The organism is Yersinia thracica, from assembly GCF_902170565.1.
GTDB lineage: Bacteria > Pseudomonadota > Gammaproteobacteria > Enterobacterales > Enterobacteriaceae > Yersinia > Yersinia thracica.
Genome location: NZ_CABHXX010000030.1, coordinates 92,625 through 115,398 on the forward strand (window position 1 = coordinate 92,625; position 22,774 = coordinate 115,398).

The following is a 22,774-nucleotide window of genomic DNA, read 5'->3' on the forward strand; positions in this document are numbered from 1 at the left end:
AAATAATAATTTTTATTCTGCCTTTAATCTCAATTTTTAATAAAAAATTCTTTTTACACCAGAAAAATGCAGCATAAAACCATAGAGATAACCGATAAATTTAACTTAAGTCGAATTTATATATTAAATAGTAAGTCAATATTTTATGTTAATAACAGTTTGCCTGGCACAACAGCATGACAAAACCTTCAATAAATCAATTATGCCAGTTCATTATGCAATCAGCTAGTAAAGACTCTGCAGCCACAGGATAAACCCCATAGTTTCGGCTTGTCTCGTGTCTGATTAGAATAAATTAAATTAAAAAATAAGGCTGGGGGTGGGTAATTTGTGTTCAGATGATAGAATTGAATTTTTATCGTTGATTTTTTAATCAAAGCATCCGCATCAATTATCTGCTGATAAACGCCAATTCTACAATAGCGGTTGAAAAACACGATGGATATATAACAGAAACGAAAAATCCCAGCCATTACTGCACTGGGATCTGCTGCCAATAGGCCGGTATTTATTTAAGGGCCATCGCATCGCGCATGGTAAAGAACAAATCTGTTTGGTCGGTTAGGCCAACAACATTTGCCGCATGTGGGCCATAAGCGGCGATGCGTAATTGTGTGCCGGTATGGCCTTGAGAATCATCTTCAGAGTTGCCATAGCTGATAGCCATTACCGCACCGTCTTTGGTGGTTAATGCCTGTGTCAAACCCGGAGCTTTAGCATCCGCTTCAATGATTTGGCTGGAATGGGCATGGTCTGCAGTCACAATGACCAGTGTATTGCCATCAGCGCGGGCAAATTCCAATGCTTTTTGAACCGCTTCGTCCAGATCGACGGTTTCGCCAAACTGGCCACAAGGGTTAGCCGCGTGATCTTGTTTATCAATGGATGCCCCTTCAACTTGCAAGAAGAAACCATTTTTATTGGTTTTCAGCAGGTCGATAGCCTTTTCCGTCATCACGGCTAAGGTCGGTGTGCCTTTAGTTCGTTCAGCATTGTTTTCACAAACCACGGGTGGTTTATCTATATTGCCGTGATAAGAGGCTTTTGGCCCCTGCCAGCGAACCGGCATATTACCTGGGCTGAATAGCCCCAACAGCGGTTTTTGTTGGTCGGCCTGTTTGATTGCATTTAGATCATCAAGATTTTCGACAATTACATAACCGCGAGCCAGAGCTTGATCACGCAAAGATTTGTCTTTCCATTCACCCGCTTTAGCAAGTTGGCTGAATGATTTAGAACCTCCGCCCAATGTCACATCTGCGCGCCCTTCAATCATTTGCTCAGTAATAGAGCCACGGCCGCCATTCTCTAGCGCGTTGGTGCTGCATTTTTCGCTAGTTTCTTCCGGGCCATAACATTTACGGCCAGTGACATGAGCAAATTGTGCCGCAGGAGTGGCATCTTGCAGTTCAGCCGTTGAAACGTTGCCGGTGGCTTTACCTGCTTTTTTAGCCAGTTCCAATAGCGTGACATGATCTTTCCCAAATACATCAACACCCAGTGCGCCATTATAGGTTTTCACACCTGAAGACCAGGCGGTAGCTGAAGCTGCTGAGTCAGTCACGTAATCAGGTTTCTGCGTTTTTTTATCTAATGAATAGTGCGTGTACTGCCCGGTCAGCGGTAATGCATCAATGCCTTTAAAGAAACCGCCCGCGCCCATGGCATAATTACGCGCCGAAGTAATCTCTGAGTCCCCCATCCCATCGCCAATCAGCAAAATGACATTTTTTACTGTTTTGTTAGACAGCGAATCACGAAGAGCCTGAGTTTGATCTTCGGTCAAACGGCGAGCGCCACCAAATTGGGTGATATCACCGTGGGCGCTGCGGTCATATAAACCGGTGGCGGCCGCGACAGCATTGGGTGCAAATAGAGAGCTGCTCAGCATCAGGGTAGATAGCGCTATGCCGGACAAAGTGGATACGCGGTTCTGCATCAGTAGAGTTCCTTGTTGTAAAACAGTAATACAAATTGTATTTATTGGTTACAACGGATACTAGAACAGGCAAATGACGCTTTTATGACAACCACCGTTTTTATGGCAATCCACGTATTTATACAATCAATGCTTTTATAACAATTAATGCCTTCATAACAATCAATGCTTTTATAATAACCGCGGTTGATTATTATCCCTTATCTTTCAGAGCTATCCCCCTGAACTTTCGCCCCCATTTCACAGAATGGCGCTAAATCAGGCCACCATTAGCGCGCAGCACTTGCCCATTAATCCAGCCACCGTCTTTACCCACCAAAAATGCCACTGCCGCAGCAATGTCTTCTGGTGTACCCAATCTTTCTAACGGTGCCATTTTTGCCATTTTTTCAATGAGTTCTGCTGATTTTCCATTAAGGAAAAGGTCAGTTGCAGTGGGCCCCGGTGCCACGGCATTGACGGTAATATTGCGGCCTCGCAATTCTTTCGCCAGGATTGCCGTCATTGTTTCAACCGCAGCTTTGGTCGCAGCATAAACAGCGTATTTTTCCAATTTTAAACCCACCACACTGGTTGAGAAATTAACAATTCGCCCACCCTCTCTAAGGCGTTTTGCGGCTTCCCGCATCCCGTTAAAGCTCCCTTTCAGATTAATTGCAATCTGGCGGTCAAAGTGTTCATCATCACTATCGGCAATCGCGCTGAGTGACATGATGCCGGCATTATTGACCAAGACATCAACGCCACCAAAAGCGGCCTCTGCTTTAGCAAATAATTGAGCGACAGCGGCAGAATCACTGATATCCCCTTTGGCACTCAATGCATTTCCGCCCGCTTGTTGAATTTTATGCACTAAAGCTTCGGCTTCCTCATCAGCCCGAGAGTAATTGATAAAAACGGTATAACCTTCATGGGCTAAACGCTCGGCTATTGCTGCACCAATACCCCGTGATGCTCCTGTGATAATGGCAACCTGCTGAGTGGTATTCGTCATAATATTCTCCTGAATATGTATTTCATTATTTGTACTGGGTTATGGGCAGTTCTCAATCCATGTTTTCAAAAACTGCACCCACTGAAACCGGTACACAGAGCATGCCACTTTTACTCATTCGGATAATCACCTATTATTCGTTAACACTATCCGAAAAAGCCGAACAATAGTATGGACAGAATTGATGCAATGCGTGTGTTTATCAGAGTAGTGGAACAGCGCAGTTTTACCCAAACCGCACAAGACTTAAATTTACCTCGCTCTAGTGTGACGGATGCCGTTAAGCAGCTTGAAAAACGGTTAAATGTCCGCTTATTGCAACGCACCACCCGGCATGTCAGCCCGACACTGGATGGGGAAGCTTACTACCAGCGTTGCCTGCGAATTATTGCTGATATAGAAGATGCTGAAATGGCGTTCGCTAATGCTAAACCACGGGGTTTACTGAGAATCGATGTACAAGGCACCTTGGCTCGTCATTTTGTATTACCTCAACTTACTGATTTTATAGCAAAATATCCCGATATAGAATTATTTATCAGCGAAGGTGATAGGCTGGTTGATTTGATTCGTGAAGGCTTTGACGGGGTATTGCGTGTCGGCAATTTGCAAGACAGTGATATGGTCGCCCGCCGCGTGGCACTGCTACCACAGGTAACTTGTGCTGCACCGCGCTATTTGCAGCAACATGGAACACCACTCACACCTAATGAATTAGCCGGGCATCAGATGGTAGGGTTTCGTTCCAGTGCAACTGGCGGATTAATGCCATTAGAATTTTGTATCGGTACACAATTTCAGCCCTCCGCCAGAAAAGAGCTTTCATATCAACGGCTACAACCCTATTCATCAGCTGAAATTCAAAATATGAAAATTCAAAATGTAAAATTACCGGCTGTTCTATCCGTTAGTGGTGCAGAAAGTTTCGTGACTGCCGCACGGCTAGCATTAGGAATTATTCAAGTGCCACGTTATCACATCGAGTCAGATTTACGTGCCGGAACACTAATTGATATTCTCCCAGAATATGCCCCGCCCCCAATGCCGGTTTCTTTTCTGTATCCACGCAATCGACAATTGTCACCTCGGGTGCGTATTTTCAGTGACTGGCTGAGCCAAGTATTCCTGACAGCATGTTCCTGACAATGATATAACGTTGAAATGCAATGCCGCGAACACCATAAGCAGCCGAGCTAGCCAGCTCGGCTACAACCCACTTTTATTGGTCTTTTTCAACGGATTGATAGATATCGATATCAAAATAGCCGTCACTTCTGCCGTCATTGAGGTAAACCTCATAACAAGCGCCCTCGGCTGGGCGATAGCCACTTTGTGGCAGATGCTGGTGATACAATTCCCCCCAAGCTTTGGCATAGCCATCATCATCATCTGTTACTCGGGTGTGATACACCGCATATAAACCCGCGGGAATTACCTGTAACTCTAGCTGGCCACGAAGTTCTACTGGCAAGGTATAGTCATCAGCGACGGATAAGGAGACATCAGCCCGTAATTCAGCCGGTGGATTGGTTTCTGGGTTATCCCAGTAAAGTGCTAACCAATCTTTTCCTGGAATTTGGTGCTGGGTATAAAGTGATAATAGTTGGTCAAATCCTTTTGGAATGGTCTCGTGATAAGGCCCTACAACTCGGATACCCACAATCTTTTTCGCTTTTTTTTCGACTATCTTAAATGTCATATCGCTACCTCGACTCAATGGTTTTAATAAAAATTAAGTGACTAAAGATACGATCTCACACCTGAACTGTACATTCATACAGTATAGCGGGATTTTATGACATATGATTAATTTTCAACCTTGATTTGCGAACTGCTTCGCAAAAAATCATCAGCTTGTTCAAGTTGAAGATGACTGAATACCTTGATCCCGTGGCGGCGCAGTAAAGCTGTTGTTACTCCCTGTCCTGCACGTTGAGTGCCATTAAAATGACCATCATAGATACGGCTACTGCCACAAGATGGGCTACCTTCCGTCAGGATGGCCAATGTGCACTGATGTTTTCGAGCCAATTCCAAGGCTTGATAAGCCCCTTGCAGAAATTCCCGGCTGACATCATTGCCCCATTGCTCAATCACCCGCGCCTGCCCCTGTAATACCGCCTCGCCATTACCTTGCTGAATTTCTGCTGGTGGGCGTGGCACCGGCATTCCCGCAGCCAGTTCTGGACAAACTAGCACCAGCCGCCCTTCATCCTGCCAGCGCTGAATAATTTCATCATGGACAGACAGAGCGCTGCCGTTATAACGAACAGGTTTCCCCATCAAACAGGCACTGATCAGGATACGCGCAGGTTTGGATTCCACGAGATTTTCAACCTTACTATTGTGTGATAAATGAATTAGTGATGAATTAAAAATAACTATAGCCACCGATAATAACCAATTAATAGTGGCCAGTCATAAACTCAGAAAAATAATTAACGCACAACAGATATTTCTTGGGTTGATAAATGGATCGCGGCTTATTTTGAATGGTTATAGGCGGATAACACTTGTGGTAACAATCTCGCCAGTCGCTTTGCCCACTGTTCCTGCCCATCGGGTTGAGCAATAAAATCCTGACGAATTTCTATTCCTACATAAGGTAAATGGCGCTGTTCTGCATGAAATGGCAAAGTGAAATCGGTGGCATCTGTCATGGCGTAAGGTTGGTTAACGCCGACATTTAAGGCACCATCTTGCTGTAAAAATGCCACTAACTGCAAAGAAAACTCAGGATTACGGTTAAACAAAGTTCCAATTTGCCACGGGCGTGAAATGTTTTTAAACGACGGGGTAAAGCTGTGCATGGAAATAATGACACTGGCCTGGCCGCTATCATGGCGCTGATTAAGTGTCTGTGTAATTAAGTCATGATAAGGCTGGAATACCTCCGTTCGACGGGCTTGCGCCTCTTCCACCGTGACACCAATATTGCGTGGGACTCGCGTATTTTCCGAAATTTCAGGAATAGAACTGGCAATACCGGGCGTGCGGTTACAATCAATCACTAAGCGCGAGTAACGCTGATGAATCAATGTTGCATCCAAATATTGGCTAAGTAATTTCGCGGTAGCCAATGAGCCTATATCCCAGCCAATATGGCGGTCAATTTCCCCGGCAGGTAATCCCAAATCCCCAAGTTGAGCGGGAATACGCTGCCCGGCATGGTCTGCCAGCAAGATAAAAGGTGAGCAGCCCTCTGGGCGTTCAATGGCCGCTGCCGGAGGTTCGCCATCACGTAATAAAGGAATCAAAGTAACATTGGACATGAATTGAATACCTGATATGAATGGATTTCGTAAATAACAGACTTTTATCCTAGCGGCTTATGCTCACTTCGCCCACCCCGACCTTATACCTAAACTTTATGGTTTATGCGATTAGCCCCGCAATAACAGCAGGTTTTTACTTTTCGTTCCTGATAGTCCTCTATTGATGTTATTTTTCATGTAATAATCTTCGGCAAATTTTTATTTGTACTTAAGCCGTGGTCGCAAAGTCGTGGAGAACTATGGAAACGTTTTTAATTGATCGGATGGCAACCCCACAGGGTGAACTGTTATTAATTGCAGACGAAGAAAACCGGCTACGCGCCATTGATTGGACGGATCATTATGAGCGCCTGATGAAACTGCTGCGCAATCATTACGGCACCCATACCTTTACCCTAGTGGAGAAACGTAATCCCGGAGGGTTAAGTGACTGCATGCAGCGCTATTTTGCCGGTGAGCTGAGTGTTATAGATAATTTACCCGTGAAAACAGCCGGTACTGACTTCCAGCGTCAGGTGTGGGAGCAACTGCGTAAAATCCCCTGCGGTGAAACCATGACTTATGGCGAATTAGCAAAACGCATTAACCGCCCCACAGCTTCGCGGGCTGTCGGGATGGCTAATGGCTTGAATCCCATCTCAATTGTTGTCCCTTGCCATAGGGTCATTGGGCAGCAAGGTGCATTGACTGGCTATGCCGGTGGTATCGAGCGAAAACGCTGGCTATTAATGCATGAGGGCTATCTTTTAGCACGCTAACTATTCTTGCTCTTATCAGACGCAAGAAAAGATGTTAAAATTGACGCATATCAATATTATTGGGAATACCCTATGATCCCGGAAAAACGCGTAATCCGACGTATTCAGTCTGGTGGTTGTGCAATCCATTGTCAGGATTGCAGTATCAGCCAGCTCTGTATTCCTTTTACTTTGAATGAAAACGAGCTGGACCAGCTCGACAATATCATTGAAAGAAAAAAACCTATTCAGAAAGGACAGGCGCTGTTTAAAGCAGGTGATGAGCTTAAATCACTGTATGCCATCCGTTCCGGGACCATCAAAAGCTACACCATTACCGAAGAAGGTGATGAGCAAATTACCGGTTTCCATTTGGCGGGTGATTTAGTCGGTTTTGATGCCATCAGTAACCTACAGCATCCAAGCTTTGCGCAAGCCCTCGAAACATCAATGGTTTGCGAAATCCCGTTTGATACACTGGATGACTTATCCGGCAAAATGCCAAATCTGCGCCAACAAATGATGCGTCTAATGAGTGGTGAGATTAAAGGTGATCAAGACATGATTTTACTGCTTTCTAAAAAGAATGCAGAAGAGCGTCTGGCGGCCTTTATTTATAATCTCTCTCGCCGTTTTGCTCAGCGCGGTTTCTCACCACGTGAATTCCGTCTCACTATGACTCGTGGCGATATCGGCAACTATTTGGGTCTGACGGTAGAAACTATCAGCCGCTTGTTGGGCCGTTTCCAGAAAAGCGATATTCTGAGTGTGAAAGGTAAATATATTACTATCGAGAATACCGAAGCACTGGCTAAGCTGGCGGGTAACCCAAGACCTGGTCTTTAATTTCAAGCATACCCACCAAGTTCCAATATGTAGAGTGAGTCTCAAGGATGAGGCTCATCAATCCCGGTGAGCTGACTTATATTGTAAGGTCAAGGCCCGTCAGTGATTCGGAGGATTAAGGGCAACCAATACACTACAACTTTAAAGCTGACAGATATATTATTGCTCTGGTTCATTCTCTCGCCTGTCCTCTTTCACTTTCATGGTTTACTCTTTAACTAACATACTGTTAATTCACGGTTGTAAGGAGACTCTATGGCAAAGTATCAGAATATTCTGGTTGCTATTGACCCCAATCAGGATGATCAACCTGCATTAAGACGTGCAGTCTATCTTGTGCGGCGCAACGGCGGCACAATCAAAGCATTTTTAGCTATTTATGATTTGTCTTATGATATGACCACCCTGCTGTCACCCGATGAGCGCACCGCTATGCGCAAAGGGGTTATCAGCCAACGCTCAGCTTGGATAAACGAGCAGTGCCGGTTTTATCTTGATGAAGGGATACCGATTGAAATCAAAGTGGTATGGCACAATCGGCCCTACGAAGCCATGATTCAGGAAGTCCTGAAATTTAAGCACGATTTATTGCTAAAAATGGCGCACCAACATGACCGTCTGGAGTCGATTATCTTCACCCCGACTGACTGGCATTTATTGCGTAAATGTCCCTGCCCGGTGTGGATGGTAAAAGACCAACCTTGGCCGGAAGGTGGCACGGCACTGGTGGCCGTCAACCTTTCAAGCGAAGACCCGCTGCATGACCCACTCAATTTACGTTTAGTGAAAGAAACCCGAGAACTTGCTGAAAGTCTCAACCAAACTCAAGTGCATTTGATAAGCGCCTATCCGGTCACCCCCATTAATATCGCCATCGAATTACCTGATTTTGATCCGAGTGTCTATAACGATGCTATTCGCGGTCAGCATTTGGTCGCAATGAAAGCACTGCGCCAACAGTTTGGTATTGATGAAAAATTCACTCATGTAGAAAAAGGTTTGCCCGAAGAAGTTATTCCTGATCTCGCTGAACATTTACGGGCTGGAGTAGTGGTTTTGGGGACTTTGGGGCGTACAGGACTATCTGCCGCCTTTATTGGGAATACAACAGAGCATGTGATCGATCATCTTAAATGTGATTTGTTAGCGATTAAACCGGATGGTTTTACTTGCCCGGTGGAAAATAATGAAGGCCAAGAAGATATCGAATAACTCCTTTCTCACACGCTCCTCTGATTAAATCCAAAAAAAAGGGCCACCACGGTGGCCCTGAGGTTATTGACAAAGTGCCTGCAGCGGTGAAAACAGGCAGATCGTAAAGACGCCGTCAATACATCCATGTAGGCTCGAGCCGCGCCATCCCTGGCGCGGACGCTTTACTCTTCTGCCCGTCCTCACCACCCGAGATCGAGTCATTGGGGTTTGTCAGCAGTCTGAGGGCCACCACGGTGGCCCTTAATCAAAGACTACAGCGCCATTACAACGCGCGTAAAATTGCCTCTACGCTGTCTTTGGCATCGCCAAATAACATTTGAGTATTGTCTTTGAAGAACAATGGGTTTTGTACGCCAGCATAGCCGGTGTTCATTGACCGTTTAAAGGCGATAACATTTTGCGCTTTCCATACTTCCAGCACTGGCATACCTGCAATCGGGCTGCGAGGATCTTCAAGTGCTGCAGGGTTTACCGTGTCGTTAGCACCAATAACCAGTACGACGTCAGTGCTTGGGAAATCATCATTGATTTCATCCATTTCCAGCACCACATCATAAGGCACTTTGGCTTCAGCCAATAACACGTTCATATGGCCTGGTAAGCGCCCTGCTACTGGGTGAATACCAAAACGCACTTTGATACCCCGTGCTTGCAGTTTTGCTGTAATGTCAGCCACCGGATATTGTGCCTGTGCCACCGCCATACCATATCCAGGGGTGATGATGACCGAGCTGGCATTTTTCAGCAGCTCGGCCACTTCTTCCGCGTTAGTTTCACGGTATTCACCCATTTCTTCAGCATCACCGGTGGAAGAACCATCGGTACCGAAGCCACCGGCAATCACGCTGATGAACGAACGGTTCATCGCTTTACACATGATGTACGACAGGATAGCACCGGAAGAACCCACTAACGCACCGGTCACAATCAGCAAGTCATTGCTGAGCATGAAACCTGCGGCCGCCGCGGCCCAACCGGAGTAGGAGTTCAGCATCGAAACCACAACCGGCATATCAGCACCACCGATGGATGCCACCAGATGCCAACCGAAGCCCAAAGCAATCACGGTCATCAATAGTAATGCAACCACTTGCAGGGCCACGCTATCTGTCTTGACGAACATAATCATCAGCAGGAATGAAACAACCAGCGCCACCAGATTTAACTTATGGCGTTGTGGCAGCATCAGCGGTTTGGATGAGATAATTCCACGTAATTTACCGAAGGCAACAATTGAACCAGTAAATGTTACCGCCCCGATAAAGATACCCAGGAACACTTCGGTTAGATGGATATTCACCATCACCGCATCCATGACCTCGGCACCATGATCCAGATAGCTGTTAAAGCCAACCAGAACGGCTGCCAGACCCACGAAGCTGTGCAGAATCGCTACCAGTTCCGGCATTTCGGTCATTTCGACTTTCTTCGCCAGATAAATACCCATCGCCCCACCAATTACCATGGCAATGATAATCCAGGCAACATTCCCTGAATCTGGCCCCAGAATGGTCGCGATAAGTGCGATGGCCATACCGGTTACACCGAAAGTGTTACCTTGTTTGGATGTTTCGTGGCGCGACAGCCCAGCCAAACTGAAAATAAATAAAATCGCAGCAACTATGTACGCAGCTGTAACGAGACCACTAGACATCAGTTACCCCTTCATTCTTATAAGTCATGGTGTTATACCCACTGAGTTTTCACCGGGAAAACTAGTTTTTACGGAACATTTTCAGCATGCGCTGGGTGACAGTAAAGCCACCAAAAATATTGATGCTGGCAATCAATACGGCAATAAAGGATAAGACACTCACCCAGCCGCCATGACCAATCTGCAACAATGCGCCCACCACAATAATGCCGGAAATGGCGTTAGTGACTGACATCAGTGGGGTATGTAGCGCATGGCTGACGTTCCACACCACGTAATACCCAACCACACATGCCAGAGCAAAGACCGTAAAGTGAGATAAAAACTCTTTCGGTGCCACATTTGCCAACCAACCAAACAGCACGATAGCCAGTGCCATGATGATGTACTTAGGCCAAGGCGATGAAGGTTTTGCGTCTTCTTTGACAATCGGCGCTGCTTTAGCGGCCTGAGGCTGAGCTGAAACTTGAATTGGCGGAGCCGGCCAAGTAACTTCACCGGTTTTGACCACGGTAACACCGCGAATGACGGTATCTTCGAAATCAATATCGATTTCGCCATTTTTCTCTTTACAGAGTAATTTCAGCAAGTTAACCAGGTTGGTGCCATAAAGCTGGGATGACTGTGTCGGTAAACGGCTTGGCAAGTCGGTATAACCGATGATTTTCACGCCATTCTCGGTCACTGTCACTTTATCAGCCACTGTCAATTCACAGTTACCGCCGGTCTGCGCGGCCAAGTCGACAATCACGCTACCGGACTTCATCGACGCAACCATTTCTTTAGTTATCAAGAGGGGCGCGGGTTTACCTGGAATCAATGCAGTGGTAACAATGATATCCACTTCGGCCGCTTGTGCAGCAAATAGCGCCATTTCGGCTTTGATAAAGGCTTCAGACATGACCTTCGCGTAGCCATCGCCACTGCCAGCCTCTTCTTCAAAATCGAGTTCGAGGAATTCAGCGCCCATACTTTGGACTTGTTCTTTGACTTCCGGACGGGTGTCAAAAGCACGGACGATAGCACCTAAGCTCCCTGCCGCGCCAATGGCAGCTAACCCTGCAACACCGGCCCCGATAATCATCACTTTTGCTGGGGGGACTTTACCCGCCGCGGTGATTTGCCCGGTGAAGAAGCGGCCAAACTCATGTGCAGCTTCGACAATTGCGCGATAGCCCGCAATGTTAGCCATTGAGCTGAGGGCATCCATGGATTGCGCGCGCGAGATACGCGGCACAGAATCCATCGCTAATACAGTGACCTGACGCTCTGCTAATTTTTGCAGTAATTCCGGGTTCTGAGCTGGCCAGATAAAGCTGACCAAAGTGCTTCCGGCACGCATCAGGGCAATTTCGTCCTCAAATGGGGCATTTACTTTGAGGATAAGGTCGGATTGCCACACATTGGTGGTATCCGTAATGGTGGCACCCGCATCCTGGTACGCCGCATCGTCAAAACTGGCTAAATGGCCAGCTCCGCTTTCAATCGCCACGGTGAAACCTAATTTCAGCAATTGTTCTACCGTTTTCGGCGTTGCTGCAACACGGGCTTCATTGGCCAACCGCTCTCTTGGTACACCAATACGCATAATGTTCCCTTTACCTATCTTTAATGATGAAGATTGCCATACCCTTCTTAATTGAAGTTATGGGTGTTAGCGGCGCTCATTGACTCACATCAATGATTTATGTCAGTGCATCGGGAGCGACCTACCTGTAACGCCAATTAATTCGGATATGCTCAGTTCTTTTGGTTACTGACAAACCTGCTTAGTTACGGCTCCCTATAACCTACTGAAAATGTGACTTATGATCCATATCTGTATGCAGTTCTGAAGCAGTTTTTGCACTAAAACTGGCAGGCGGAAAGAACTCTGTATAATTCACTATAAAAATAATATTTACTAGCGGCTTGTCCTGCAAGTTTGAGCCAAAATAATAATCATTAGTATAATAAGGCAACCCAGTGATGGTACGGCATCAGGTTAGAATAATGTAAATAATCCGTGCTTATGACGTTAAAGCCATTATTCGTAAAGCTTATCTCTATTCTTCATGTAAAGTGCTAGCCGGTCTAACTTCGGAGTTCATATATTTAGTCATATAAATTATTTAGTCATATAAATTGCGGAGACACCCGCCATTATTACATGTAATAATCATCTGCTATTCTGTTACACATCAATTGTTCCGCATGTATCAACGTTAATGCGCAAGGCGAAAGGATTTTTTATGAAGCTGAAATACACGATCATCGCGTCGGCATTGCTATCACTCTCGGCGCTTTCTGCTGCACATGCGGCAAAAGAGCTCACACCAGAGCAAGCAGCAGCCATTAAGCCATTTGATCGTATTACTATTACCGGCAGATTTAATGCAATCAATGAAGCCGCCGATGCAGTATCCCGTCGTGCTGATAAGTTGGGCGCTGATTCGTTCTATATTCAAGATCTCAACAGCAACGGCAATGGTGGCAACTGGCGTGTAACGGCCGATGTTTATCATAAAGATGCCGAGGAAGTGAGCAAAGAGACTCAGTATCGTATCTTTAATGGCATCAAAGAATTACCAAAAACAGAAGCCTACATTTTGCAACCTTATGACACCGTCTCTGTCAGTGGTTTCTTCCGTAGCCAGCCAGATATTAACGATGCTATTTCCAAAGCAGCAAAAGAGAAAGGCGCATACTCCTTCTTCATCGTGCGCCAGGTTGATGCTAACCAAGGTGGCAACCAGTTCGTGACGGCGTATGTTTATAAAGAAGATGCGGCCAAACGCACAGTGCAAAGCCCAGATGTGATTCCTGCAGATTCAGATGCTGGCCGCGCAGCACTGGCGGCTGGTGGCGCTGCTGCGGCAAATGTTGAAATTCCGGGCGTCGCCTCTTCAGGTACACCAAGTGCTGATGTGGGCCGTTTCTTTGAGACGCAATCATCCACAGGTAAGCGTTACACCGTCACGCTGAATGATGGTACTCAGATTCAGGAATTAAACAATACCACTGCCGCGCAGATGGTGCCGTTTGACTCTATTACCTTCAGCGGTCACTACAACAGCATGACCGACGTTTCCCATGAAGTGGCTAAGCGCGCTGCGGCTAAAGGAGCGAAGTATTATCATGTTACTCGCCAGTGGCAGAACCAAAGCGGTGGTAACCTGAGTATTAGCGCTGACTTGTTTAAATAAGTTTGCGGCGATCGTCATCCTAAGGGCAGCCATTGGCTGTCCTGAGGTTATTGACAAAGTGCCCGCAGCGGTGAAAACAGGCAGATCGTAAAGACGCCGTCAATACATCCATGTAGGCTCGAGCCGCGCCATCCCTGGCGCGGACGCTTTACTCTTCTGCCCGTTCTCACCACCCGAGATCGAGTCATCGGGGTTCGTCATCAGTCTGAGGGTAGCCATTAGCTACCCTCAGGTTAATGACAAAGCTCTGGATAACTCAGTGATTTAAGGGTTTACCGCACCTAGGGGCGCTTCGGTCGCTTACGCGACTACGACCCCAACGGCACGATTCCCCTTCATTTGATTTTGTCAGCAGTCTGAGGGTAGCCATTAGCTACCCTTTTTTTATCTGTCAGCGCGGGCGATTTACCTGATGAATGCCGACTGAATAATTTTTTGCCCAAATCGCATAACCAATCATTGCATGATCGCCTCCCACTCCGTAAAATCGCCCGAAAATTATAGGGCTATTATCTGTCAATTATTGATAAATTAGCCTCATATAATGCTACTTACAAGCCATTAACCATTCATTAATACTCTAAAAACCAGGATTCATAATTGGAAAGAAAACTCGGCCTGACGGCGCTCACCGCGCTGGTTCTCAGTTCAATGCTGGGTGCAGGTGTCTTCAGTTTGCCACAAAATATGGCTGAAGTTGCCAGCCCAGCGGCCTTGCTCATTGGCTGGGGTATTACCGGGGTGGGGATCGTTTTTTTGGCTTTTGCCATGTTACTGTTAACGCGCCTGCGCCCAGATCTGGATGGCGGAATATTCACCTATGCCAAAGAAGGCTTTGGTGATCTTATTGGCTTTTTCTCCGCGTGGGGTTACTGGTTGTGCGCCGTCATTGCCAATGTCTCTTACTTGGTGATTGTTTTTGCCGCATTGAGCTTTTTTACCGATAAGTCTGGCAGCATTGTCTTTGGCGAGGGAAATACCTGGCAGGCGCTACTGGGCGCATCTTTCCTGTTGTGGATGGTTCATGCATTGGTATTGCGTGGCGTTCAAACTGCCGCCAGTATCAACCTGGCCGCGACACTGGCAAAACTGTTGCCCATCGGCGGCTTTATTGTTTTAGCCGGCATGGCGTTCAGTCTCGATACCTTTAGCGTTGATTTTACGGGTATTGCCCTACACACCCCGGTTTGGCAGCAAGTGAAAGACACTATGCTAATCACATTATGGGTCTTTATTGGTGTGGAAGGCGCTGTTGTTGTTTCTGCCAGAGCGCGCAATAAAAAAGATGTTGGCCGGGCGACAATGCTGGCGGTTATCTCAGCTTTATGTGTTTATCTGCTAATCACTTTATTGTCTCTTGGGGTGGTGCCGCGCGCTGAATTAGCGGGTATGCGGAACCCATCCATGGCGGGCATTATGGTGGAGATGATCGGGCCTTGGGGGGAAGTGATTATTGCCACCGGGCTGATTATTTCGGTGTGCGGCGCTTATCTTAGCTGGACCATTATGGCCGCAGAAGTCCCTATGGTGGCGGCTAAACATGGGGCATTTCCTAAAATATTCCGACAGCAGAATAAACACAATGCCCCCGCGAAATCACTATGGCTGACTAACTGTGCCGTGCAAGTGGCGCTGATTCTTATCTGGCTGACGGGCAGTAACTACAACACCTTGCTGACCATTGCATCAGAGATGATTTTAGTGCCCTATTTCCTGGTGGGTGCATTCTTATTTAAAGTGGCCCTGAAACGTCAGGACTGGCGATTGATTATTGCCGCCAGTGGCGCCTGTTTGTATGGATTGTGGCTGATTTATGCGGCTGGCTTGCTGTATTTGCTGTTATCCGCCCTATTATATGCCCCCGGTTTACTGGTATTTATTTATGCACGTAAAGGGCATGAAGGTCTTCGGCTACTCAATACAGTGGAACGCGCGGCGATTGGCCTGGTGCTGATTGCGACCATTCCAGCAACCTGGATGGTAATGCATTAAGTCGGAAACACCCGAAAATGGCACGCCAGTGACACTGGCTGTCCATTTGAATATTGGTTGCAGATAAACTCATCATCTACAAAGACGATTTATTCTCCCGATATGTCCACCGATAAGCATTCGCCCATCTGACTTAGCCGCATCGACAGCGGGAATTTTTGTTTAATTTCACCGAGTTGTGCAGTTTCCAGAGGGTAAGGTAATTGGATCTCCAATACAGTTATCCCCTGCTGTTCAGCGAGACGAATCAATCGAATAATATTCGTTTCATCGCTAAGTTGGGTCGATAATACCTGTAGCGCTAAGGCCGTCAGCCGCTCCTGAGGCGTTTTCTCCAATGCGGTTTGCGACTTTACCACCATACCAAAAATCGGCATGACGCCATAAATAGCATCAATAAAACCCCACCGTTTCTTGCAAGAAACCGCTAAAAATTCCGTGTAATCGAAGCAGACTTTTTCATTGTGCGCTGGCACACCAATGTGTTCGCCACTCATCCCTCAGTCCTTAGCTGATTGACACAGCTATTCATTAATCATAAATATTGATATATAAACGATAGGCGCAACTAAATAGAGATGACGATACAATCACTCCCATTAATATAATGAAATGCTTTGCCGGTTGTCTACCAATCAGTCATAGGCATTGATAACTCATTGGCATTAATAATCAAGTAACGTGCATAGTATTGCTACCAACAGCGCGCTATGCTGAATTCCGGCACTTTTATAAACTGAAAAACATGACCAAAATTGTTTTTGTAGAAGACGACCCGGAGGTCGGAAAACTGATCGCAGCCTACCTTGGCAAACATGACATTGATGTGTTTGTTGAACCGCGAGGTGATACTGCACAAGCCGTTATTGAACAGCAACAACCTGACCTGGTGTTGCTCGATATCATGCTGCCAGGGAAAGATGGGATGACGCTGTGCCGTGACCTGCGGCCAAGCTATGAAGGCCCTATCGTGCTGTTGACCTCGCTTGACAGTGATATGAACCATATCCTTTCCCTGGAAATGGGGGCGAATGATTATATCCTGAAAACAACGCCCCCTGCGGTGTTGTTGGCGCGGTTACGTTTGCATTTACGCCAGCATAATCAACAACAAACCAAAGAAACCATCAACCCGCCACTCACTGGGTATAATGCAATTCACTTCGGTTTGCTCTGCATTGATCCTGTTAATCGACAAGTTAATCTCAGTGATGAAGAAATTACTTTATCAACTTCAGATTTTGACTTGCTGTGGGAGCTGGCAACCCATGCCGGGATGATCATGGACCGGGAAGCATTATTGAAGAATTTACGTGGCGTCAGCTATGACGGGATGGACCGCAGTATCGATGTTGCGATATCGCGCTTGCGTCGCAAACTTTACGACAATGCCCTCGAACCTTTCAGAATCAAAACCGTCCGCAATAAAGGTTACCTGTTCGCCCCGAATGCCTGGGAGTCTGTGCAGCAATGAGGAAGCTATTTATTCAGTTTTTCTTATTACTGTTCGTCTGCTTTATGGTGATGGCGATGTTGGTTGGGCTGGTTTATAAAGTGACAGCTGAACGCGCTGGTCGCCAGTCATTAGATGATTTGATGAAAAGCTCGCTTTCATTGATGCGCAGTGAGCTGCGGGAAATTCCACTGAAAGATTGGAATAAAACCATTGCCACTTTAGATTTAAACCTTTCATTTCAATTACATATCGAACCTCTCGATAAGCGAGATCTCGGTAATCGCTTGAATAAGCGCCTGCGTGCCGGTGAAATTATTGCTTTGGATGATGAATATACTTTCCTGCAACGAATCCCCCGCAGCCACTATGTCCTTGCTGTTGGTCCAGTCCCCTATTTATTTTATTTGCATCAAATGCGGCTGCTTGATTTGGCCTTACTTATCCTGATTGGCCTCTCTTTGGCTCTACCGGTATTTCTTTGGATGCGCCCCCATTGGAAAGATTTGCTTAAATTGGAGAATGCCGCCCAGCGGCTAGGGTCGGGCCATCTGGACGAGCGCACGCATTTTGACCCCACTTCAAGTTTAAGCCGCTTAGGTGTCGCGTTTAACCAAATGGCTGACAACATCAGCACCTTGATTGTCAGCAAGAAACTGCTTATTGATGGAATTGCTCACGAGCTGCGCACCCCACTGGTTCGTCTGCGCTATCGATTAGCCATGAGTGATAACCTGACTGAAAGTGAGCAACTGGCTTTGAATCGCGATATTGGCCAGTTGGAAGCATTGATTGACGAACTGCTGACCTATGCGCGGCTAGACCGTCCGCAAGTCTCACTCAATCTGGAACCTATCGACTTACCGGCCTGGCTCACTGCAAAAGTTATGGATATGCGCTTAATTCATAGTGAGCGCGTGATAGAACTCGATATTCCTCATTGTGGCGATTTCGGCGCAGTTGACTTACGCCTGATGGAGCGAGTATTGGATAATTTGGTCAATAATGCCCTGCGCTATTCGACCCAACGGCTGCGAATTGGGCTGTGGTTTGATGGCGATAATGCTTGTTTACAAGTTGAAGATGACGGGCCGGGGATTCCATTAGAAGAACGCGCCCGAGTATTTGAGCCTTTTGTCCGGCTGGACCCTAGCCGGGATCGCGCCACCGGGGGCTGTGGATTGGGCCTGGCAATCGTTCACTCCATTGCATTGGCTTATCAGGGGAGTATTTCCGTTGATGCCAGTTCGTTAGGAGGCGCGAGTTTCCGATTTTGTTGGCCAGTAAAAGATCTTTACTCACTCACTATCGACCAAGATGACTCTAAATAATGGTTTTGCCTACACAATGATTTTGCTCAAATATTAGCCTTAATAAAACAAGTCGGCCTATAAGTTTAATGGAGTTTTTTATGACCACAGCTTATCAACACCTGCGCGCTACGTTTACACGCCTTTCTCGCTTTGAGCATTTGTCGGCCATTGCCGGATGGGATATGCAAACTATGATGCCGCCAAAAGGTAATCTTGCCCGCTCAGAGGCGATGGCGGAGCTGAATGTATTGCAACATCAAATACTAACGGCCAACGATGTTGGTGAATGGTTGAAGCAAGCGGAACAAGAAACTCTGGATGATGTCGAGCAAGCAAATTTGCGTGAAATGCGCCGGCACTACAATAATGCCGTGTTGCTGCCGGAAGCATTGGTTGAGGCGAAATCACTAGCAGGTGCCCGCTGCGAACATGCCTGGCGACAGCAGCGCATCGCAAATGACTGGAATGGTTTTGCTGAAAATCTACGTGAAGTGGTCACTCTCAGCCGCGAAGAGGCGGCAATTCGTGCTCAAGCCGCCGGAACATCGCGCTATGACGCATTGCTGAACTTATATGAACCGGGAACCAATAGTGCCGATTTGGACCGTATATTTGGCGATCTTAAACAGTGGTTACCTGATCTCTTGCAAAAAGTGACAGCTAAGCAAGCGGATGAACCCTGCCTGATACCACAGGGGCCATTTGACCAGGAAAACCAGCGCCAACTTGGACTCAATGTGATGAAAGTGCTCGGTTTCGACTTTGATGGCGGCCGGGTCGATGTTAGTGTCCATCCATTCTGCGGTGGTATACCGCAAGATGTACGCATTACTACACGTTATAATGAACAAGAATTTCTCAGTGCATTAATGGGGATTATTCATGAAACAGGTCATGCACGTTATGAGCAAAATTTGCCGCGTGAATGGCTGGGCCAGCCAATATCACATGCACGCTCAACGGCAATTCATGAATCTCAAAGCCTACTGTTTGAAATGCAATTAGCCCGCAGCAAAGAATTCTTGCAAGTCATTCGCCCATTGGTCATACAGCAATTTGGTGAACAACCCGCATTAGCAGAACAAAATTTCATTGCTCTGAATCAACGTGTTAAAACCGGTTTTATCCGAGTTGATGCCGATGAAGTCAGCTACCCTGCCCATGTGATTTTGCGCTACGAGATCGAAAAAGCATTAATTAGCGGGGAAATCGAGGTCGATGACATCCCGGCCTTATGGAATGAAAAAATGCAGCAATATCTTGGGATTAACACCGAAGGTAATTACCGTAATGGCTGTATGCAAGATATTCACTGGACCGACGGTGCCTTTGGTTATTTCCCGACATATACACTGGGTGCTATGTATGCTGCCCAGCTTTTCCAAACGGCGCGAAGTGCTATCCCTGGATTAGATAAGAATATTGCCAATGGTGACCTTAGTGCCCTATTCAATTGGTTGCAGCAAAATATCTGGCAACAGGGTAGCCGTTATTCAACCGCAGAGCTGATCACCAAAGCGACAGGTGAACCACTTAATCCTCGCTTTTTCCACGAGCATTTAGAGCGCCGCTATTTATAATCCCTTTCAGTATCCGATTGCCCCTATTGCCAGCCTCTCGCTCTGAGAGGCTGTATTACCTGCCAAACATAAATTTTGGTTTAGCTGCAAATTTGCAGTTAGTTTCATGAGGCTCAGCTCTTTACCCTTTAAGTGTATGTTGTAACTAAAGTGAGAAATTAGCGGTTTTCTCTGACGGTTTCATTCCTTTGAATATCCACCATAAACGGTGCTCATACGCACGTGATAATTTGCATACTGAGTGGTCTATTCGTCATAACAATCAGCCCTGTACAATCGGTTACATGCCGAAACCAATGACTCACGGAAGCCATTAATCATTTCCTCTACTCTCATTACAACGACCCAACGGGTCGATATACAAACAGAACACTGAGGAATAAATCATGAAAACAGTATTAGCTCTGATTGTTGCTGCAACTTTGGGTATGTCTTCCATAGCATTCGCTGCCGACACAGTTGCCCCGCCAGCAGCTCCAATGGCTACTGCACCCGTAGCCCATAGCGCTCCAGTCACCAAAAACATGCATCACAAAAAAGTGAAGAAAGAGGTGAAGAAAGCAGATAAAACTGCCCCGGTACAAAAAGCGCAAGCGGCTAAAAAACACCACAAAAAAGCGGCGCATACTAAGTCTGCCCCAGCAGCAGTACCGGCCGTAAAATAGCGGCTAAAAAAGCTGAAGCCAGCTCTTCAAACAGCTGAATTCACTCAACACCCGGTCCTCCGGGTGTTTTTTATCGGGAGTGCTGATAATGCTGCGCCGTTATTTATTTGAAATCACTCTGTCTACATTAATTATTTGCGGGCTGATTACATTGTTTTTTTATTTATAACAACAATGCCTATTTCGCTCTAAAATTATTGAAAAATCAAATGTTGGCAACACAATATATCACTAATTATGTCTATAGTTAGCGGTAAGGACATTCATGATGAACAGTTTAATCAGTCGAACTCAGGTTTGTGAATAGATAACCCTCTAGGGAATAATAAGGCAGGCTAACTATTTATGCGTTTATCTTCATTATTACTATTAAGTCTGTTACCTCTTTCTGCGGCTCTAGCCCACCCACCGACAGACACGCAAAATGATGACGCCAGTATTGCAGATCAAACAACTCTGTTCTTCGGTAAAGATGACCGTACAGCGGTAACTGATAGCCTCGAATGGCCATGGCAAGCTATTGGCCAAGTTGAAACGGCCAGCGGCAACCTTTGTACTGCAACATTAATCTCCCCTCGCCTGGCTCTGACAGCAGGTCATTGTGTATTGGCCCCTCCGGGTAAAATTGACCGGGCCGTGGCCTTACGATTTATTTCTCAAAATGGTCATTGGAAGTACCAAACAACCAGCCTGGAAACACTGGTTGATGCTAAATTGGGTAAAAAACTCAAGCCTGATGGTGATGGTTGGATAGTTCCACCCGCCGCCGCAGCTTATGACTATGCACTTATTCGATTAACGAGTAAAAAAACTATTCCAATCAAACCACTGCCACTGTGGGATGGAACTGCGAGCGAATTAACTCAAGCACTTAAACAAGTTGATCGTAAAATCACTCAAGCAGGCTACCCCCTGGATCACCTGGACACACTTTATCGCCATGAAGATTGTCTGATTACAGGGTGGGCACAGCAAGGCGTGCTTTCTCATCAGTGTGATACATTACCCGGTGACAGCGGCTCGCCCCTACTGTTGAAAAATGGCGAAAAGTGGTCTTTGATTGCGATTCAAAGTTCCGCTCCCGCCGCTAAAGACCGTTATCTCGCGGATAACCGAGCTTTGGCAGTCACTGCCATAAAAGGCCGGTTAAAAACACTCGCAAATAAAGCAGCCAAATAATACAGGTTATTTCTGCGAAATAGATTAATGGGCTAATAGAGGGACTTTATTACCCATTATTTCTTATCTGCACTATGGGGCTTTTGATTAAATTTGAAAACAAAAGTCCCCCCTAATGCTGCGGCATATCGACTTAACGTTGTCAGGTTCGGCGAAATAATGCCTTTCTCCATCCGGCTAATATTTTGTTTTCTCAGCCCTGCTCTCTGAGCAACCTCTTGTTGGGTCAGCTTACATTGCTGACGGGCTGCTTTCAGCTCCGTCATCATGGTTTGTCTAATCAGTAAGTCTGAGTATGCTTCATTTACCTGAGGATGATGTAAAGCCGCTGCTTTAACCTCAGAAAAAGGAATAATATCGAAATCATCTTGTTTTTTCATGGCTGCAATCTCCGTTTGAGTTCCTTCATACGCTGATAAGCCAACATCAGTGTCCTTCTGGGAGTCTTTTGTGTTTTCTTCTGCAAAATATGAATGATATAAACCTGCCGGTCAGCCTGATAAAAGAAAAAGCCACGCCCGGCACCCTCCTTTGCACTGACCCTCAGTTCTTTCAATCCCTTTCCTAAATCCCGAACTACAGGCTCCCGTAACTCGTGACCATAAGCCTCTAACTCATCCAAAGCTTTGATCAGCGCCGCCTGTATTCCTGGCGGCAATTTAAACAACTCCCTCTGTGCCAACCCCAATAAATTAATCATATACATAAGCAATCCCTGCTCCCGAAAAACTCTATCAAACTCACCGA

Annotated in this window: 23 protein-coding genes; 12 read left to right on the forward strand and 11 right to left on the reverse strand. The window is 46.4% G+C overall.

Annotated elements, in window-relative coordinates; translation table 11 throughout:
* Positions 1–508 precede the first annotated feature (508 nt).
* On the reverse strand, positions 509–1,939 hold the full coding sequence (gene phoA / locus FTA91_RS03920; RefSeq protein ID WP_050114646.1) for an alkaline phosphatase: 1,431 nt from the start codon (positions 1,937–1,939) through the stop codon (positions 509–511).
* Between the two features lie 253 nt (positions 1,940–2,192).
* On the reverse strand, positions 2,193–2,933 hold the full coding sequence (locus FTA91_RS03925; RefSeq protein WP_145535973.1) for an SDR family oxidoreductase: 741 nt from the start codon (positions 2,931–2,933) through the stop codon (positions 2,193–2,195).
* 171 nt (positions 2,934–3,104) lie between these two features.
* Here FTA91_RS03925 and FTA91_RS03930 point away from each other — a divergent pair, with 171 nt between their 5' ends.
* On the forward strand, positions 3,105–4,076 hold the full coding sequence (locus tag FTA91_RS03930; RefSeq protein ID WP_050114652.1) for a LysR family transcriptional regulator: 972 nt from the start codon (positions 3,105–3,107) through the stop codon (positions 4,074–4,076).
* Between the two features lie 76 nt (positions 4,077–4,152).
* Here the strand turns inward: FTA91_RS03930 and sbmC are convergent, their stop codons facing one another.
* From sbmC to FTA91_RS03945, 3 genes are all read right to left on the reverse strand, one after another.
* Positions 4,153–4,632: a DNA gyrase inhibitor SbmC gene (gene sbmC / locus FTA91_RS03935; protein ID WP_050114654.1), complete on the reverse strand. Its 480-nt coding sequence runs from the start codon at positions 4,630–4,632 to the stop codon at positions 4,153–4,155.
* Positions 4,633–4,739: 107 nt separating this feature from the next.
* On the reverse strand, positions 4,740–5,258 hold the full coding sequence (locus tag FTA91_RS03940; protein WP_050114657.1) for a 2-thiouracil desulfurase family protein: 519 nt from the start codon (positions 5,256–5,258) through the stop codon (positions 4,740–4,742).
* A 158-nt stretch (positions 5,259–5,416) separates the two neighbouring features.
* Positions 5,417–6,205, reverse strand: a complete 789-nt coding sequence (locus FTA91_RS03945) for an N-formylglutamate amidohydrolase (RefSeq protein ID WP_050114660.1) — start codon at positions 6,203–6,205, stop codon at positions 5,417–5,419.
* A gap of 242 nt (positions 6,206–6,447) precedes the next feature.
* On the opposite strand from FTA91_RS03945, the gene ogt reads away from it, so the two are divergent.
* The 3 genes from ogt to uspE all read left to right on the forward strand — a co-directional run bounded on the left by ogt (position 6,448) and on the right by uspE (position 9,003).
* Positions 6,448–6,966 (forward strand): methylated-DNA--[protein]-cysteine S-methyltransferase, encoded by a 519-nt coding sequence (gene ogt, locus FTA91_RS03950; RefSeq protein ID WP_145582978.1) that lies wholly within the window; start codon positions 6,448–6,450, stop codon positions 6,964–6,966.
* A 72-nt stretch (positions 6,967–7,038) separates the two neighbouring features.
* Entirely contained in the window at positions 7,039–7,791 is a 753-nt protein-coding gene (locus FTA91_RS03955; RefSeq protein WP_050114665.1) for an FNR family transcription factor, read from the forward strand.
* Positions 7,792–8,046: 255 nt separating this feature from the next.
* Positions 8,047–9,003 (forward strand): universal stress protein UspE, encoded by a 957-nt coding sequence (gene uspE / locus FTA91_RS03960; RefSeq protein WP_050114668.1) that lies wholly within the window; start codon positions 8,047–8,049, stop codon positions 9,001–9,003.
* 265 nt (positions 9,004–9,268) lie between these two features.
* Here uspE and pntB read toward each other — a convergent pair whose 3' ends face one another.
* The 3 genes from pntB to FTA91_RS20535 all read right to left on the reverse strand — a co-directional run bounded on the left by pntB (position 9,269) and on the right by FTA91_RS20535 (position 12,630).
* The gene (gene pntB / locus FTA91_RS03970; protein ID WP_145582982.1) at positions 9,269–10,660 is read right to left on the reverse strand and encodes a Re/Si-specific NAD(P)(+) transhydrogenase subunit beta; all 1,392 of its coding nucleotides are present in this window, start codon (positions 10,658–10,660) and stop codon (positions 9,269–9,271) included.
* A 61-nt stretch (positions 10,661–10,721) separates the two neighbouring features.
* Complete coding sequence (gene pntA / locus FTA91_RS03975; protein WP_050114673.1) at positions 10,722–12,248, reverse strand: Re/Si-specific NAD(P)(+) transhydrogenase subunit alpha; 1,527 nt, start codon at positions 12,246–12,248, stop codon at positions 10,722–10,724.
* Positions 12,249–12,450: 202 nt separating this feature from the next.
* Positions 12,451–12,630, reverse strand: a complete 180-nt coding sequence (locus tag FTA91_RS20535; protein ID WP_050114675.1) for a hypothetical protein — start codon at positions 12,628–12,630, stop codon at positions 12,451–12,453.
* 261 nt (positions 12,631–12,891) lie between these two features.
* Between FTA91_RS20535 and ydgH the strand changes: the two genes are divergently transcribed.
* Both ydgH and FTA91_RS03990 read left to right on the forward strand, forming a co-directional pair.
* Positions 12,892–13,845 carry a DUF1471 family protein YdgH gene (gene ydgH, locus FTA91_RS03985; protein WP_032819727.1) on the forward strand — a complete coding sequence of 318 codons (954 nt, stop codon included), beginning with the start codon at positions 12,892–12,894 and terminating at the stop codon, positions 13,843–13,845.
* A gap of 600 nt (positions 13,846–14,445) precedes the next feature.
* A complete protein-coding gene (locus FTA91_RS03990) occupies positions 14,446–15,837 on the forward strand; it encodes an amino acid permease (RefSeq protein WP_050115458.1) in 1,392 nt (463 codons plus the stop codon).
* A gap of 89 nt (positions 15,838–15,926) precedes the next feature.
* Here the strand turns inward: FTA91_RS03990 and FTA91_RS03995 are convergent, their stop codons facing one another.
* On the reverse strand, positions 15,927–16,334 hold the full coding sequence (locus tag FTA91_RS03995; protein ID WP_050115456.1) for a hypothetical protein: 408 nt from the start codon (positions 16,332–16,334) through the stop codon (positions 15,927–15,929).
* Between the two features lie 248 nt (positions 16,335–16,582).
* Here FTA91_RS03995 and rstA point away from each other — a divergent pair, with 248 nt between their 5' ends.
* The 6 genes from rstA (at position 16,583) to FTA91_RS04020 (ending at position 22,027) form a co-directional block, all read left to right on the forward strand.
* A complete protein-coding gene (rstA, locus tag FTA91_RS04000) occupies positions 16,583–17,311 on the forward strand; it encodes a two-component system response regulator RstA (protein WP_050115454.1) in 729 nt (242 codons plus the stop codon).
* Positions 17,308–18,621, forward strand: a complete 1,314-nt coding sequence (rstB, locus tag FTA91_RS04005; protein ID WP_050115451.1) for a two-component system sensor histidine kinase RstB — start codon at positions 17,308–17,310, stop codon at positions 18,619–18,621. Before rstA ends, rstB begins: the two co-directional genes overlap by 4 nt.
* 80 nt (positions 18,622–18,701) lie before the next feature.
* Positions 18,702–20,183 carry a carboxypeptidase M32 gene (locus FTA91_RS04010; protein ID WP_050115449.1) on the forward strand — a complete coding sequence of 494 codons (1,482 nt, stop codon included), beginning with the start codon at positions 18,702–18,704 and terminating at the stop codon, positions 20,181–20,183.
* A gap of 386 nt (positions 20,184–20,569) precedes the next feature.
* On the forward strand, positions 20,570–20,848 hold the full coding sequence (gene asr, locus FTA91_RS04015; RefSeq protein ID WP_145535978.1) for an acid resistance repetitive basic protein Asr: 279 nt from the start codon (positions 20,570–20,572) through the stop codon (positions 20,846–20,848).
* Between the two features lie 88 nt (positions 20,849–20,936).
* The gene (gene ydgU, locus FTA91_RS20615) at positions 20,937–21,017 is read left to right on the forward strand and encodes a small membrane protein YdgU (protein WP_456294433.1); all 81 of its coding nucleotides are present in this window, start codon (positions 20,937–20,939) and stop codon (positions 21,015–21,017) included.
* Positions 21,018–21,193: 176 nt separating this feature from the next.
* Positions 21,194–22,027, forward strand: a complete 834-nt coding sequence (locus FTA91_RS04020; RefSeq protein ID WP_145535979.1) for a trypsin-like serine peptidase — start codon at positions 21,194–21,196, stop codon at positions 22,025–22,027.
* A gap of 56 nt (positions 22,028–22,083) precedes the next feature.
* Here FTA91_RS04020 and FTA91_RS04025 read toward each other — a convergent pair whose 3' ends face one another.
* Together FTA91_RS04025 and FTA91_RS04030 are read right to left on the reverse strand one after the other, a co-directional pair.
* The gene (locus tag FTA91_RS04025) at positions 22,084–22,407 is read right to left on the reverse strand and encodes a helix-turn-helix domain-containing protein (RefSeq protein ID WP_050115443.1); all 324 of its coding nucleotides are present in this window, start codon (positions 22,405–22,407) and stop codon (positions 22,084–22,086) included.
* Positions 22,404–22,733, reverse strand: coding sequence for a type II toxin-antitoxin system RelE/ParE family toxin (locus tag FTA91_RS04030; protein ID WP_050115441.1), 330 nt, complete (start codon positions 22,731–22,733; stop codon positions 22,404–22,406). Before FTA91_RS04030 ends, FTA91_RS04025 begins: the two co-directional genes overlap by 4 nt.
* Between the last annotated feature and the right edge of the window lie 41 nt (positions 22,734–22,774).

What these genes read in the sequence shown, in the direction of transcription:
- phoA (WP_050114646.1), bottom strand. Translation starts at nt 1,939, where the DNA reads ATGCAGAACCGCGTATCCACTTTGTCCGGCATAGCGCTATCTACCCTG.
- FTA91_RS03925 (WP_145535973.1), bottom strand. Translation starts at nt 2,933, where the DNA reads ATGACGAATACCACTCAGCAGGTTGCCATTATCACAGGAGCATCACGG.
- FTA91_RS03930 (WP_050114652.1), top strand. Translation starts at nt 3,105, where the DNA reads ATGGACAGAATTGATGCAATGCGTGTGTTTATCAGAGTAGTGGAACAG.
- sbmC (WP_050114654.1), bottom strand. Translation starts at nt 4,632, where the DNA reads ATGACATTTAAGATAGTCGAAAAAAAAGCGAAAAAGATTGTGGGTATC.
- FTA91_RS03945 (WP_050114660.1), bottom strand. Translation starts at nt 6,205, where the DNA reads ATGTCCAATGTTACTTTGATTCCTTTATTACGTGATGGCGAACCTCCG.
- ogt (WP_145582978.1), top strand. Translation starts at nt 6,448, where the DNA reads ATGGAAACGTTTTTAATTGATCGGATGGCAACCCCACAGGGTGAACTG.
- FTA91_RS03955 (WP_050114665.1), top strand. Translation starts at nt 7,039, where the DNA reads ATGATCCCGGAAAAACGCGTAATCCGACGTATTCAGTCTGGTGGTTGT.
- uspE (WP_050114668.1), top strand. Translation starts at nt 8,047, where the DNA reads ATGGCAAAGTATCAGAATATTCTGGTTGCTATTGACCCCAATCAGGAT.
- pntB (WP_145582982.1), bottom strand. Translation starts at nt 10,660, where the DNA reads ATGTCTAGTGGTCTCGTTACAGCTGCGTACATAGTTGCTGCGATTTTA.
- pntA (WP_050114673.1), bottom strand. Translation starts at nt 12,248, where the DNA reads ATGCGTATTGGTGTACCAAGAGAGCGGTTGGCCAATGAAGCCCGTGTT.
- ydgH (WP_032819727.1), top strand. Translation starts at nt 12,892, where the DNA reads ATGAAGCTGAAATACACGATCATCGCGTCGGCATTGCTATCACTCTCG.
- FTA91_RS03995 (WP_050115456.1), bottom strand. Translation starts at nt 16,334, where the DNA reads ATGAGTGGCGAACACATTGGTGTGCCAGCGCACAATGAAAAAGTCTGC.
- rstA (WP_050115454.1), top strand. Translation starts at nt 16,583, where the DNA reads ATGACCAAAATTGTTTTTGTAGAAGACGACCCGGAGGTCGGAAAACTG.
- rstB (WP_050115451.1), top strand. Translation starts at nt 17,308, where the DNA reads ATGAGGAAGCTATTTATTCAGTTTTTCTTATTACTGTTCGTCTGCTTT.
- FTA91_RS04010 (WP_050115449.1), top strand. Translation starts at nt 18,702, where the DNA reads ATGACCACAGCTTATCAACACCTGCGCGCTACGTTTACACGCCTTTCT.
- asr (WP_145535978.1), top strand. Translation starts at nt 20,570, where the DNA reads ATGAAAACAGTATTAGCTCTGATTGTTGCTGCAACTTTGGGTATGTCT.
- ydgU (WP_456294433.1), top strand. Translation starts at nt 20,937, where the DNA reads ATGCTGCGCCGTTATTTATTTGAAATCACTCTGTCTACATTAATTATT.
- FTA91_RS04020 (WP_145535979.1), top strand. Translation starts at nt 21,194, where the DNA reads ATGCGTTTATCTTCATTATTACTATTAAGTCTGTTACCTCTTTCTGCG.
- FTA91_RS04025 (WP_050115443.1), bottom strand. Translation starts at nt 22,407, where the DNA reads ATGAAAAAACAAGATGATTTCGATATTATTCCTTTTTCTGAGGTTAAA.
- FTA91_RS04030 (WP_050115441.1), bottom strand. Translation starts at nt 22,733, where the DNA reads ATGTATATGATTAATTTATTGGGGTTGGCACAGAGGGAGTTGTTTAAA.